Source organism: Mucilaginibacter sp. (assembly GCF_041660805.1).
Lineage (GTDB): Bacteria > Bacteroidota > Bacteroidia > Sphingobacteriales > Sphingobacteriaceae > Mucilaginibacter.
The window spans coordinates 490,741-504,439 of sequence record NZ_JBAZVP010000002.1 but is presented as its reverse complement, the minus strand read 5'-3'; the positions used below and the strand labels follow the sequence as shown (position 1 = coordinate 504,439).

Sequence of the window (13,699 nt, the reverse complement as noted above, 5' to 3'; positions counted from 1 at the left end):
TAAACTTAAAAGGATCTTTTTCATAATGAGTTAACGTTAATAATCAAACTTAAGCATATTGCTTTATAATTTCCTTGCACCCCGCCTCAATTAGTTTAAATACGGGCGCAAACTGGGCATCGTCATAGTAGGGGTCCGGTACAGATCTGTCGCCCAAAAGCATTTTTACTTTCTTCCGGTCAGCATCATTGCGGGCCATAGCAAGAATGTTTGATAAATTGCTTTTATCCATCACCAGTATCAGATCAAACTCATCGAAATCACTTATCCTGAACAGCCTGCAAACCTGTTTGCTGATATCTATACCCTGGTCATGAGCTGCCTTTACCGATCTGTGGTCGGGGCTTCTGCCTACATGCCAATCTCCCGTACCTGCCGAATCAACTCCCCAGTTTAGCCCTTCCTGTTTTATCAGGTGCTGCATAATACCCTCCGCCAACGGCGAACGGCATATATTACCCAGGCAAACCATTAGTATTTTCATGTTGGTTGTAAATGTTGTAGTAGTTGTAAGGGTTATAATGTTTCCCGATCATCTTTTATAACCCTTACAACTTTTTTAACTTTATCCAAATATCTGGTTTAAAAGTCCGGCTAACCTTACGCCGCCTTTTACAAGTTGGCTATTCATGGTAGCCAAGTTTTTAAAGATGTACCTGTAAGTATTTACCTTATCGCCGTTTTTGGTATCAGCATAAATTTTTCCTGCTATCTGGTTTGATTCAAATAACCATTGGCTTACAGGTGCTTTTTGCCATTCGGCACGCTGGGCTAAAGTGGTGTGGTTAATAGCCATCACATATTCGGTATAGCTTAATTGCTGGGCATCAATCATCTGCGAATCCCAGATAGAGTGCAGGTTGGTCTCTTTATCGTACCACATCACCTTTACATCGTTACCACCTTTGTCTGACAAATGGCCGGTATGTAAGGGCTGGTGAACGTCCTCAACAATGTGGATCAGCATACGCAGGCAAAGCAATTTTTGATCTTTCTTCAGATCCTTCTTCTTTAACTGCCCGGTTAAAAAAACGATTTTGGTGTAAGCATCAGTAGCGGTGTCTTGTTTTAAAAACGCCTGCATCTCGGGATAGCTGTATGTTTGGTCGAAATTTACGAAATGCCAGTTATACAGATAGTTATATGCAGGATCTGATTTAATAAAATCGGCCCAGTTGCTGGTCATGGCGATAGATTCATCTCCAAGTATCGCTTTGATGGCGGCACGGGCTTTTGGGGTAAGGTAGCTATCGGCAATTTGGCCGCTGATACGGTGGCCGTTGGTGCCCCATGCCATAGTTTGTACCGGCAGGTAAATAATGGCAATGCCTAATAAGATCTTTTTGAAAATGCTGATTTTCATATTAAAGTGGTTTTGGGTTACAGGTGTATCTTTTTACTAAATGCGCGTTAATGGCTATAACGCTCGATGTTGGATTAAACTGAACGGTGGAATCTGTTTTATTGCTTACCTTAAAATACTCCTCATAAACGCCGGAGCGGTAACAACCCGCAGGTTCCTTATAAGTAAAGTTAGCATTGCAGAATAAACCCCTTACATGAAGCGTATCGTTTTTTTGCTGATATACTCCTTTGGCATATTCTGTCCATTGACCGCCTTTGGTGCAACTGTCGGCACCGGAGTTTGCTTTACTGAAAGTTTTGATACTCACAAAAAACGAATCGCAGTTGAACTTAATGTTATATAAAGAATAATCTACCAGTTTTTTTTGCAGGGCAGATGTATCCTGCTGCCACTCGCCCTGTAGGTAGCCTTCTCCCGGTTTTTGCGTATTAGGGTTAAACCGGCAAGCAGTTTGCAGCAGGCAAATTGCAGTTAGCAGGATGGTTAAAGCAGAAATGTAAACGGCGAAAGGTTTTTGCATGTGTTGTAGCAAATAAAAGCCCCTCTCCTTTGGAGAGGGGTTGGGGTGAGGCTGCTATTATTTTAATCCGCCTATCATATCTTCGGGCTTAACCCATTCGTCAAATTGCTCGTTGGTAAGCAGGCCTAAACCTACCGCGGCTTCGCGCAAAGTTTTCTTTTCTTTTAATGCTGTTTTGGCAATTTTTGCCGCATTCTCATATCCTATATGCGGGTTAAGCGCGGTTACCAGCATCAGCGAATTTTCAAGGTGCTTTTTAATACCCTCGTAGTTTGGCTCAATGCCGGCAGCGCAATGGTCATTAAAAGATACACATGCATCGCCAATTAAACGGGCCGACTGCAAGAAGTTGGCAGCCATAACCGGTTTAAATACGTTAAGCTCATAGTGCCCGTTTGATCCGCCTATGGATATGGTAACATCATTACCCATAACCTGCGCGGCAACCATAGTAACCGCTTCGTTTTGGGTTGGGTTAACCTTACCCGGCATAATAGACGACCCCGGCTCATTGTCCGGAATATGGATCTCACCAATACCAGAACGCGGGCCTGATGCCAGCATACGGATATCGTTTGCAATTTTCATTAAAGAAACGGCTATCTGTTTTAAAGCACCGTGGCTTTCTACAATTGCATCATGCGCGGCAAGGGCTTCAAATTTATTTTCGGCAGTAATGAATGGCAGGCCTGTAAACTGAGCGATATATTCGGCTACCTTAACATCATAACCTTTTGGGGTGTTGATGCCTGTACCTACCGCGGTACCGCCAAGGGCCAGTTCGCTCAGGTGCTCAAATGTGTTGCGTAATGCCTTTAAGCCATGATTAAGCTGCGATACATAGCCGGAAAATTCCTGGCCTAAAGTAAGCGGCGTAGCATCCATTAAGTGGGTACGGCCAATTTTTACCACGCTTTTAAACGCTTCGCTTTTTGCCTGCAGGGTGTCGCGCAGTTTTTCAATACCCGGGATAGTTACATCTATCAGTATTTTGTAAGCGGCAATGTGCATAGCCGTTGGGTAGGTATCGTTTGATGATTGCGATTTGTTTACATCATCATTCGGGTGGATAAAAGTTTTACCCTCGCCCAAAGTATGGCCCTGTAAAACATGGCTGCGGTTGGCAACCACTTCGTTCACGTTCATGTTTGATTGCGTGCCCGACCCTGTTTGCCATATCACCAGTGGAAATTCACTTGCAAGGCCGCCTGCTAAAATCTCATCACATACCTGTGCTATCAGGTCGCGTTTTTCGGCAGTAAGTACACCGCAATCGGTATTGGTATAGGCGGCAGCTTTTTTAAGGTAAGCAAACGCATCAATGATCTCTTTTGGCATTGATGCTTCCGGGCCTATTTTAAAATTGTTTCGTGAGCGCTCAGTTTGAGCGCCCCAGTATTTATCGGCAGGTACCTGAACGGCACCCATGGTATCATATTCGGTTCTGAAACTCATAATTGATAGTATGTTTTTGCAGGTGCAAATTTAGGGTTTTATGTGGAGTATGATGAATATGAAGTGGTAATCTTTTTGGTACATTTTATTAGCCGTTAATCAGTTAAAACACGGGCTTATTATCCTTCATCCAATTCTCCAGCGCCGTCACCTTCTCCGCATTTTCCTTTAACCATTTCGCATTTTCCGGGTAGGCTTTTTGACTGATGAGCCTTGCAAATGTCGGCAGGTGTTCTGTTTGGGAGAGCTTATAAAAATAATCAGCAAAGTAATACTTGTTGTTAGGCATAGTACCTAAAGCGGTAAAAACAGCTTTAAGTTGTGTGGTCAGCAAATCACCGGGCGATGCATAGCGCCGGGACATAAAACTACTTAGCGCTTTGGCAAGTACCTTATTTTGATTATCTGCAATTGCTTTTGTTGCAGGCGATGGCTTGTAACCCGGCTCCGGCTTTAATGAGCCTCCACTCAGGATGTTTTGCAGGTTGCCAAATGCTTCGGCACTTTGGGCGGTATTGGGCTCCAGCATTAAAAAGCGACAAAAGCCAAGCAAAGCCTCCGCGCGCTTATTTTGATGGAAAGTAACCAACGCGTACATCCGCTGGCTGGCGGCATAACTACTATCCAGTTTAAGTGCACTTATAAAACTTTGTTCCGCATTGCTATACTGCTTAGCACGGTATTGGGCAATGCCCAAATTATAGTATAGCCTTTGGTTGGCACTATCGGCTTTTATGCCGTTAGTATAGGCAGTAATAGATTTTTGAAACTGGTTTGCTCCGCTATATATACTGCCCAGTAAACTATAAGCACCTGCAGATAACTGTGCATTGGTACCTGTCTTGATGGCTTTCTCCAGGTAAGGAACCCCTTCTGCACCCTTCCCACTTGAGTATAACGCGAAAGCCATTTCATAATTAACGCGTGCATTCTCAGGCTCTAATTTCAAAGCGCTTTTATATTTTTCAATGGCGCCCGCGTAATTCTTTTGCTGGTTTAGCTCCTGGCCCTGCTTTATCAGATCGGGCACGCTTACAGCATCTTGCGCTTTTATAGTTAAGCTGATAGATACAAAACACAGCGCAAACATGGCGTTCAAGTAAATTTTCATGCCTTAAAATTAAATTGTTTAAAACAGCGATGAAACATTATTTCAATATTTATCTTATACATGCTATATATTATTTTTAATTTTCGCCTTCGTTAATTGAAAGAAAACCGTCTATGAAGTTAGTGTTCAAAACCATTATATCCTGCGCATCCGTTCTGTTCTTATTGATCTCTTGCTCATCTGGCCCCGGTAGTAAAAATGATAACAAAGATCCCGATAAACCCTTTGATACTGCAAATCTTTTAAAGTACGACCCCAAAAAGGGCGACAAGCAAATTGATGCTTTTATGCAGCACCTGCACAAGGTAAGCGGCTTTAACGGCAATGTTTTGGTTGCAAAAAAGGGAAAGATAATTTATGAAAATGCATTGGGATGGGCTAACCACTTAACCCGCGATAGTTTAACTATCAATTCCCAGTTTGAACTGGCATCAGTTACCAAAACCATGACGGGCACCGCCATTATGCAACTTTGGGAACGCGGCAAAATTAAGCTTGACCAAAACGTAAAAGACTTTTTCCCCAACTTTCCTTATGAGGGGGTAACCATCAGGCTGTTACTTACGCACCGCTCGGGGATGATGAACTATGTATATTTTGTTGATGGTATTTATCGCTCGCAGCACCTAAACCAAAAGAAAGGGTTGACCAATGCCGAAGTGATGGACATGATAGCCCAATACAAGCCAACACGCTTTAACAAACCAAACGCGAGCTTTTTATATAACAACTCCAACTTTATGGTGCTGGGCGCTATAATTGAAAAGGTAAGTAAAATGAGCTATGCCGATTATATGAAGGCAAATATTTTTATCCCCGCAGGGATGAAACATACGGCTGTTTACTCAAAAGCGGTGTATGAAAAGATCCCGGCCGATGTGGTTGGCCATGACCGTAACAGCTGGAGATATTCTGTTGCACAAAACTTTTTAGATGGCCCCGTGGGCGATAAAGGTATTTATAGCACCGTTGGCGACCTGTATATTTTTGACCAGGCGCTAAGGGCCGGGCGTTTAATTAAACCGGCCACTCAAGATTCTGCCTATACCCCGCATAGCCCTATGGTTCGCGGGCACTTTAACTACGGCTATGGCTGGCGCTTATTTGAAGGACCGGGCCAAAAGGTAGTTTACCACACCGGCTGGTGGCACGGTTTCAGACACATATTTTTGCGTGATATGAAAAACGATGTCACCATTATTTTGTTAGGTAATGTAGTTAACGGCAGCTTGCTTCACCTTGATGATCTGTTTAAAATGACCGGCATGCCGGTTGTACGTAAAGGAGCATACAACGGTAACGGGGATACAAGCGAGGATTAATGCAGATGTGCAAATGCGTGAATATGCAGATGTGCAGATGTTTACTATGGTTTAATTAATAATTCGGATTTGTATTTGGCGATGTGCAAATCATCTGCACATACGCACATTTGCATATCTGCACATTTGAAATATTATGTTTGATAAATTAATGGAGGCCCAGCAAAAGGCGGGCGAAGTAAAAAAACGGTTAGATGCTATCACCGTAACCGGATCTGCCGAGGGCGGTAAGATAACCGTTCAGGCAAATGGTAATAAAGTTGTACAGTCAGTTACCATTGATGACGCTTTTTTAAAAGAAGCTGATAAAGAAGAACTGGAAGAGTTACTGGTTATTGCCATTAACAAAGCCATGGAACAGGCAGACAACGTTAGCCAAAGTGAAATGGCTGCCATGACCAGTGCTATGTTTGGCGGCATGGGTGGTTTATTTGGTAAATAAGCTGTCATATATTTACTAAAAGCAACGAAAGCTTTACACAGGGCGTTATCTACTATTAGTAAATTACCACTTAAAAAATCATTCAACTATGAAAGTTACTTATTACGGCCAATCGACCATTGAGATAGAGGCCGATGGCAAAAAGCTATTGTTCGATCCGTTTATAACCCATAACGAATTGGCAAAGCATATTGATGTAACCAGCCTTAAACCCGATTACATACTGGTATCGCACGGCCACGGCGACCATGTTGCAGACCTGATAACCGTTCAAAAACAAAGCGGCGCTAAGATTATTTGTATTGCAGAAATAGCCGGTTGGTTAGGCAAACAAGGTATTGACAATGTGCACGGCATGAATATTGGCGGTGGTTTTAATTTTGATTTTGGCCGTGTTAAAATGGTTAACGCTATACACTCAAGCGCATTGCCTGATGGCTCAAACGGTGGTAACCCTGCCGGTTTTGTAATTTACTCTGAAGGTAAAGCTATTTATTTTGCTGGCGACACCGCCCTTACTTATGATATGAAACTATTGGAAGATGAAAACCTTAACTGGGCGTTTTTACCTTTAGGAGATAACTATACCATGGGTGCCGATGATGCTATTAAGGCCAGTGCATTCATTAACTGTAAAAATATTATCGGGATCCATTATGATTCTTTCCCGGTTATTAAGATAAATAAGGAAGAGGTGGCTGAAAAGTTTTTAAAGGCCGGCCTTAACCTTAAACTCCCTGCCATAGGCGATACATTAGAGCTATAACAAAAAAGCTACCCCTAATCGGGGTAGCTTTTTTGTTATAATTCATGATCATGATCCTACATTTTCATGGTATCCTTTTTCATCATGGTAGTATCTTTCATCTTTTTCTTGTCCATTTTTTTCTTCATGGATTTTTTCTTCATCTTGGAAGTATCCTTTTGCATTGAAGTGTCTTTTTGCATAGTTTGCAATGGCGTAGCCGCATAAGCGCTTATGCTACTGAAAGAAATCGCAGCAACTGCGATGATACAAATTGCCTTTTTCATGGTGAATAGTTTTTAAAGTTTATTTTTATTAGTTGTATAAATATAAAACAAATTAACCGCCAATTGTTTATCTTTTCTTTCAAATTAAATAACCGTTCCGCTTGGTATAACGGCACGCTTCTTAATAATTACAATACCATCGGTAACTGTGTAGGTAGGGAAGTCCCCATCGGGTAACACACCGGCACAATTTATAGTTACATCATCACCTATATAAGTGTTTTTATCAATGATGGCATTTTTAATGTTACACCTGTCGCCAATACCCATAATAGGTTCACCTGCTTCTTTTGCAGAGGCAATTTCTTCAAGTGTCTGGTAATTATCGCTACCCATCACATAACAGCTTTCAATTTCAGTTTCAAAACCAATACGCGTACGGATCCCTATCAGGGAATGCTTGATATGACTGGCATTTATAATACATCCGTCGGCAACAATAGATTTTTCAAGATGTGTGCTTGATATCTTTGTGGGCGGTAGCATACGCGCACGGGTATAAATGTGGTTCTTATCAAACAGGTTAAACTTAGGTATATCATCTGTAAGGCCCAGGTTAGCTTCAAAGAATGAAGGGATGGTACCAATATCTGTCCAATAACCTTCATATTGATAACTAATAACCTTATGCCCTTCTATAGATTGTGGAATAATCTCTTTGCCAAAATCCGGATGGTCATTCCCTTCCAACAGTTCATACAATAATTTACGGTTGAATAAATAAATCCCCATTGAAGCCAGGTAAACCCGGCCTTGCTCTTTCATTTCATCGCTTACTTCTGAAGCCCAGCTTTCAAAATTAGATTTAGGCTTTTCAATAAAGGCGGTGATCATGCTATCACTATCTGTTTTTAAGATGCCAAAGCCGGGTACATCGGCAGCATCAACAGGGATAGTAGCAATAGATATTTCAGCCCCTTTACTAATGTGCTGCTGTATCATATCTTCAAAATCCATCTGGTACAACTGGTCACCAGACAGGATCAGCACATACTCAAACTCATGCACAGCCAGGTGGTGCAAGCTTTGCCTAACCGCATCTGCAGTACCCTGGAACCAGCCTGCGCTGGTAGGTGTTTGTTCTGCAGCCAAAATATCAACAAAGGCCGTACTGAACGTACTAAAATGATAGGTGTTTTTTATATGCTTGTTTAATGACGCCGAATTAAACTGCGTGAGTACGAAGATACGGTCGATGCCTGAATGCAGGCAGTTTGAAATAGGAATATCAACCAAACGATATTTACCCGCTATAGGAACTGCCGGTTTTGACCGTGTTAGGGTAAGCGGTGCCAAACGGCTACCCTGGCCGCCTCCAAGTACAATGCTGATTACTTTCGATGTCATATTTTAGGAATTAAACTTTCATACAGATCAATATATTCTTTTGCCGACCGGTACCACGAAAAATCGAGCCCCATCATGCATTTACGTAGTTGCAACATCTTTTTTGTGTCTTTATACAAAACAATTGCGCGGGTAACAGATGTACTAATATCCTCTACAGTTACGTTGTTAAAACGTATACCATACCCACCTTCGTCGCCAAAGTCAATAACGGTATCTTTTAACCCTCCGGTACTTCTCACTACCGGTATGGTACCATATCTTATTGCATATAATTGGTTCAGTCCGCAAGGTTCCACCCGCGATGGCATTAGCAGAAAATCGGCTCCGGCATAAATTAAATGCGCCAGTGCTTCGTCATAACCAATGAATACATTACAGTTTTGCGGATATAAAGTTTTTAATTGCTGCAAAGCAATTTCGGTTTCGGTATCGCCTGTGCCTAATATCAGGAAGTTAACCTTATCGCCATGCTCCTGTAAACTCTTTTCAATTGCTTCCGGCAACAGGTCTGATCCTTTTTCAGCAACCAGCCGGCCAATAAATGCTATAAGGGGCCTATTAACCGATAATCCAAATTTTTGGCATATCAGCTCTTTATTCTTCAGCTTGCCTTTAGTAACAGTTGCTGCGGTGTATTTCTCGGGCAGCATTGGGTCTGTTTCGGTATTCCAAACTTCGGTATCTATCCCGTTAACAATGCCATATCCTTTAAAACGCTCCACGTAAAACAGGTATTCTAACCCGTTTGAGCTAATTGATAGCTCTTGTAAATAGCTTGGTGATACGGTGGTGAATTTCCAGCAGCATTTCACCGCGGATGCAAGCGGGTTAATGCCGCCATTCCACTCCAGTAAACCTGTTTTATAAAAATCAACTTCGGGCAGGTATTCAAGATTATCCCAACCAAACGCGCCATGATATTGGCCGTTATGGATAGTAAACACAGTAGGGATATTTGCCAGTCTGCGGTAAAGTGCCGAATGATACATCATGAATGGCACCAGCCCCGAGTGATGGTCATGGCAGTGAACCAGATCAGGCGTTTGGCCGCTCCAGTTTATCCAATCCAGAAAACAGATCTGAAAGGCAATGAATTGTTCCCGCTCATCAGGGTAGCTATAAATATTTTCCCTGTCAAGCAGGCCTGGTATCCTTATCAAAAACAGCTCGAAACCCAGCTTATTGGTTTGCTCTTTAAGTATTTCAAAATAAAGCCTGCGGGTACCCAGTAGCGTAGTGCCCTGAAAAACTGTGTCGAACGTGTTTTCATGTACAAATTTGCGGCTGTAATAAGGCATTACCACTGCAGCATTTAAACCGGCCTGGTTCTGATATTTTGGCAACGCGCCAACAACATCAGCAAGCCCTCCTACTTTTGCAACTGGATAACATTCGGCACTCAGGTGAAAAATTCTCATTTAGGTTTATATAGTGGTTAAGGTACTAAACATTTCCCCAAATGAACAAACACATAATTTGAAAAATGTGTTTGAAAATGTGATATTATTTAATAAATATTGCCGGTTGCTTACAATTTCGATATTAACGCTATTTAGGCGGTAAGCTTCATTGCCAATTTAACAATGAGGTTTAGAATATGAAACCTGCGTTAATCAGATGAGCAGGATAAAATTGAGTAGGATGGAAGAGAAATCCTGTACGGGCAACGTAACTTTAATCAGGGCGTTCCCTTTGGGCGGGCTTTACGCTTATACTGCACCGGCATTAACCACAGGCCGGTATCCGCTGCAATCCCTAACGCGGAAGGTTACTATTGTAAGAATAACCCCATCGGGGTTAAAGCTTTGTAGTAAAATAATTAGATGACCATACCGTGCCATCGGTACGGAACTACGCCCTTGTTGCGTACCGATGGCACGCTAAAATGTTTAATTATGTTTGCTACAAAGCTTTAGCACCTAACGGCGCTATTTATAAAACGCTTCTTAATAATATTCGGTATTAGCCAATGGCTGGCATCTGTTGCAATCTAACGCAACTCTTTCCACCCTGAAACTTAGTAAAAGATCTATCGTTCGGCATTAGCGAACAGATGCTTCACTACGTTCAGCATGACAGTAGAGGAATAAATTAATGCGCTTCCAGCCAGTTTAAACCTGTGCCTATCTCTACCATAATTGGCACTTCGGTTTTTATGGCGTTCTTCATATTATCAAGAATAATGGGTTTTACAATTTCTATCTCATGGTTAGGCACATCAAAAACCAACTCATCATGCACTTGCATGGTCATGCGGGCATCCAGTTTAAGGGCTTTAAATTCCCGGTGAATATTGATCATGGCTATCTTGATCATATCCGCGGCAGAGCCTTGTATTGGCGCGTTAATAGCATTTCGTTCTGCAAAGCCGCGTACGGTTTGGTTGGCCGAGTTAATATCGCGCAGATACCTGCGCCTGCCCATTAGCGTACATACGTAACCATTCTCGCGGGCAAAGTTCATGGTATCGGCCATGTATTGTTTAATGCCGGGGTATTGGGCAAAATAGTTCTCAATGATCTCGGCAGCTTCTTTACGCGGGATACCCAAATTTTGTGATAACCCAAATGCCGATTGCCCATAGATAATGCCAAAGTTAACCGCCTTGGCGTTACGGCGCTGGGTACTATCCACCTCATCTAAACCTATACCGTACACTTTGGCGGCAGTAGCAGTATGGATATCTATATTATCTGTAAATGCCTGCCGCATGTTCACATCTTTACTTATCTCCGCTATGATGCGCAGTTCTATCTGCGAATAATCTGCAGATACTATGCTGTGATCTGCATCCCTTGGTATAAATGCTTTCCTTACCTCACGGCCGCGTTCGGTACGGATGGGTATATTTTGCAGGTTAGGGTTGTTAGAGCTTAATCTGCCTGTTGCAGCTACCGCCTGGTTATAGCTGGTATGCACACGCCCGGTTTTGGGGTTCACCATGGTTGGCAATGCATCAACATAGGTGGATTTTAGCTTTTGCAGCTGCCTAAAATCCAGTATATCTCTCACAATATCACTTTTGGCAGCAAGCGACAACAGTACATCTTCGCCGGTTTGGTATTGGCCGGTTTTGGTTTTTTTGGCTTTAGGGTCAAGCAGTAATTTCTCAAACAATACCTCGCCCAGTTGTTTTGGTGATGCTATGTTGAACCTAACGCCTGCTTTTTCAAACACCGTTTTCTCCAGTACAGCTATATCGGTCTCCAATAATTTCGAGAATTCTTTTAATGTTTCGTGGTCTATCTTTACACCTTCGTGCTCAATATCGGCCAGTACATATATCAGCGGGTTTTCTATTTCATGCAATAATTTTTCGGCCTGAACCTCCTTTATCTTGGGTTCAAATACAGTTTTCAGCTGCAGCGTAACATCGGCATCCTCGGCAGCATAATCTTTTATTTTTTCTATCTCCACATCGCGCATGTTGCCCTGATTTTTACCCTTAGGGCCAATAAGTTCTGTTATGGAAACCGGTTTATAGCCCAGGTAGTTTTCTGACAGGATATCCATATTATGGCGGGTATCCGGGTCTATTATATAATGCGCCATCATGGTATCAAAAAGGTCCCCCTTCATTTCTACATCATACCATTTCAGCATTAGGATATCAAACTTTAAATTCTGACCTATTTTGCCAATAGCAGCATCTTCAAATACGGGTTTAAATTCCGCTACTATTTTAATTATCTCCTGCTCATCTATAGGCACCGGTACATACCATGCCTGGAAGTGCTTAACAGCGAACGACAAGCCCACCAATTCGCAATAGTTAGCATCAGTACCGGTAGTTTCGGTATCAAAGCAAAAGCTTTTTTGTTGTTTTAGTATGTTAATAAGCTCGGCACGTTTTTCAAAAGTATCAGCCAGTATATATTCGTGTTCTATTGTGTTGATGTTCTTTATATCGGCAGGGGTTGGCGGCTCGTAAATGTCTTGTACATCAACTTCGAGGGTTGTACGGCCATCGGCAACCGGGTTACCAAACAGATCTGTTTGTATCGATACAGCGCGGGTTTCGGTAATGCTGAAGTCATCGCCAAATACACGGCGGCCCAGCGTACGGAATTCCAGTTCGGCAAAAAGCGGCTCCAACAGGTCTTTACTTGGCGCGCACATTTCCAATCCGGCCTCGTCCAGCTCAACCGGAGAATCCAGATTAATGGTGGCCAGTCTTTTAGACATTAAGCCCTGCTCGGCAAATTGCTCTACGTTTTCGCGCAGTTTGCCTTTTAATTCGTGACTATGCGCAATTATCTCTTCTACCGATCCGTATTGTTTGATCAATAATTTAGCGGTTTTTTCGCCCACGCCGGGTATGCCGGGGATGCCATCAACAGCATCGCCCCAAAGGCCCAAAATATCAATTACCTGCTCGGGGCGTTCAATTTCCCATTTGGCAAGTACTTCGGGCACGCCCAATATCTCCATCTCGTTACCCATGCGGGCAGGTTTGTAGATGCGGATATTTTCTGATACCAGCTGCGCGAAATCCTTATCGGGCGTCATGCAGTAAACCTGGTAACCTTTCGCTTCTGCTTTTTTGGCAAGCGTGCCTATAATGTCATCGGCTTCATAACCGTCTGATGTGATGAGCGGGATATTAAAGCCCAGTACTACTTTAAAAATATACGGTAAAGCTTTTGAAAGATCCTCGGGCATGGTTTCGCGGTGCGCCTTATATTTTTCATATTCGGTATGGCGCTCGGTTGGGGCATCGGTATCAAAAACCACAGCCATGTGGGTAGGTTTCTCTTTACGTAAAACCTCCAGCAGGGTATTGGTAAAACCCATAACCGCCGAAGTATTTAAACCCGCCGAGGTAAAACGCGGACTTTTACTTAAAGCAAAATGTGCCCGGTATATCAGGGCCATACCATCCAATAGAAAAAGCTTCTTCATAATTATAATTACACCGATTGGTGAATGAATTCAAAAATACAATTTATGTTAGTCTATCCGCAGCGAAAATATAATTTGGAACGATCAGTGCAGCCCAATCGAATCAATCATCTACTGCCGACTGACTCACCCCGCGGCACTTCGTGCGCGACCCTCTCTTCACCTGCGGTGTAAAGAGGATTAAGCTACAACTATTCCT

General features: G+C 42.7%; 13 protein-coding genes. 4 read left to right on the top strand and 9 right to left on the bottom strand.

All coding sequences use genetic code 11. From position 1 onward, the window contains the following. Nucleotides 1–49 precede the first annotated feature (49 nt). The 5 genes from WC743_RS05380 to WC743_RS05360 all read right to left on the bottom strand — a co-directional run bounded on the left by WC743_RS05380 (nt 50) and on the right by WC743_RS05360 (nt 4,452). Nucleotides 50–484, bottom strand: coding sequence for a low molecular weight protein-tyrosine-phosphatase (locus WC743_RS05380; protein WP_373010811.1), 435 nt, complete (start codon nt 482–484; stop codon nt 50–52). 81 nt (nt 485–565) lie between these two features. Then, nucleotides 566–1,363 (bottom strand): S1/P1 nuclease, encoded by a 798-nt coding sequence (locus WC743_RS05375; RefSeq protein WP_373010810.1) that lies wholly within the window; start codon nt 1,361–1,363, stop codon nt 566–568. 1 nt (nt 1,364) lies between these two features. Beyond that, entirely contained in the window at nt 1,365–1,886 is a 522-nt protein-coding gene (locus tag WC743_RS05370) for a fumarate hydratase (RefSeq protein ID WP_373010809.1), read from the bottom strand. Nucleotides 1,887–1,943: 57 nt separating this feature from the next. After that, complete coding sequence (gene fumC, locus WC743_RS05365) at nt 1,944–3,341, bottom strand: class II fumarate hydratase (protein WP_373010808.1); 1,398 nt, start codon at nt 3,339–3,341, stop codon at nt 1,944–1,946. A 103-nt stretch (nt 3,342–3,444) separates the two neighbouring features. Next, nucleotides 3,445–4,452: a tetratricopeptide repeat protein gene (locus tag WC743_RS05360; RefSeq protein WP_373010807.1), complete on the bottom strand. Its 1,008-nt coding sequence runs from the start codon at nt 4,450–4,452 to the stop codon at nt 3,445–3,447. A 113-nt stretch (nt 4,453–4,565) separates the two neighbouring features. Between WC743_RS05360 and WC743_RS05355 the strand changes: the two genes are divergently transcribed. The 3 genes from WC743_RS05355 to WC743_RS05345 all read left to right on the top strand — a co-directional run bounded on the left by WC743_RS05355 (nt 4,566) and on the right by WC743_RS05345 (nt 6,982). Further along, nucleotides 4,566–5,774, top strand: a complete 1,209-nt coding sequence (locus WC743_RS05355; protein WP_373010806.1) for a serine hydrolase domain-containing protein — start codon at nt 4,566–4,568, stop codon at nt 5,772–5,774. A 136-nt stretch (nt 5,775–5,910) separates the two neighbouring features. Beyond that, nucleotides 5,911–6,216: a YbaB/EbfC family nucleoid-associated protein gene (locus tag WC743_RS05350; RefSeq protein WP_373010805.1), complete on the top strand. Its 306-nt coding sequence runs from the start codon at nt 5,911–5,913 to the stop codon at nt 6,214–6,216. Nucleotides 6,217–6,304: 88 nt separating this feature from the next. After that, nucleotides 6,305–6,982, top strand: a complete 678-nt coding sequence (locus WC743_RS05345) for a metal-dependent hydrolase (RefSeq protein WP_373010804.1) — start codon at nt 6,305–6,307, stop codon at nt 6,980–6,982. A 56-nt stretch (nt 6,983–7,038) separates the two neighbouring features. Here the strand turns inward: WC743_RS05345 and WC743_RS05340 are convergent, their stop codons facing one another. From WC743_RS05340 to WC743_RS05330, 3 genes are all read right to left on the bottom strand, one after another. Continuing rightward, nucleotides 7,039–7,248, bottom strand: coding sequence for a hypothetical protein (locus WC743_RS05340; RefSeq protein ID WP_373010803.1), 210 nt, complete (start codon nt 7,246–7,248; stop codon nt 7,039–7,041). 84 nt (nt 7,249–7,332) lie between these two features. Continuing rightward, complete coding sequence (locus WC743_RS05335) at nt 7,333–8,595, bottom strand: glucose-1-phosphate adenylyltransferase (protein ID WP_373010802.1); 1,263 nt, start codon at nt 8,593–8,595, stop codon at nt 7,333–7,335. Then, nucleotides 8,592–10,016: a glycogen synthase gene (locus tag WC743_RS05330; protein ID WP_373010801.1), complete on the bottom strand. Its 1,425-nt coding sequence runs from the start codon at nt 10,014–10,016 to the stop codon at nt 8,592–8,594. The genes WC743_RS05335 and WC743_RS05330 overlap by 4 nt, the downstream gene beginning before the upstream one ends. Before the next feature lie 199 nt (nt 10,017–10,215). Here WC743_RS05330 and WC743_RS05325 point away from each other — a divergent pair, with 199 nt between their 5' ends. After that, nucleotides 10,216–10,425 (top strand): hypothetical protein, encoded by a 210-nt coding sequence (locus tag WC743_RS05325; protein ID WP_373010800.1) that lies wholly within the window; start codon nt 10,216–10,218, stop codon nt 10,423–10,425. 264 nt (nt 10,426–10,689) lie between these two features. Here WC743_RS05325 and polA read toward each other — a convergent pair whose 3' ends face one another. Then, nucleotides 10,690–13,500: a DNA polymerase I gene (gene polA, locus WC743_RS05320; RefSeq protein WP_373010799.1), complete on the bottom strand. Its 2,811-nt coding sequence runs from the start codon at nt 13,498–13,500 to the stop codon at nt 10,690–10,692. Between the last annotated feature and the right edge of the window lie 199 nt (nt 13,501–13,699).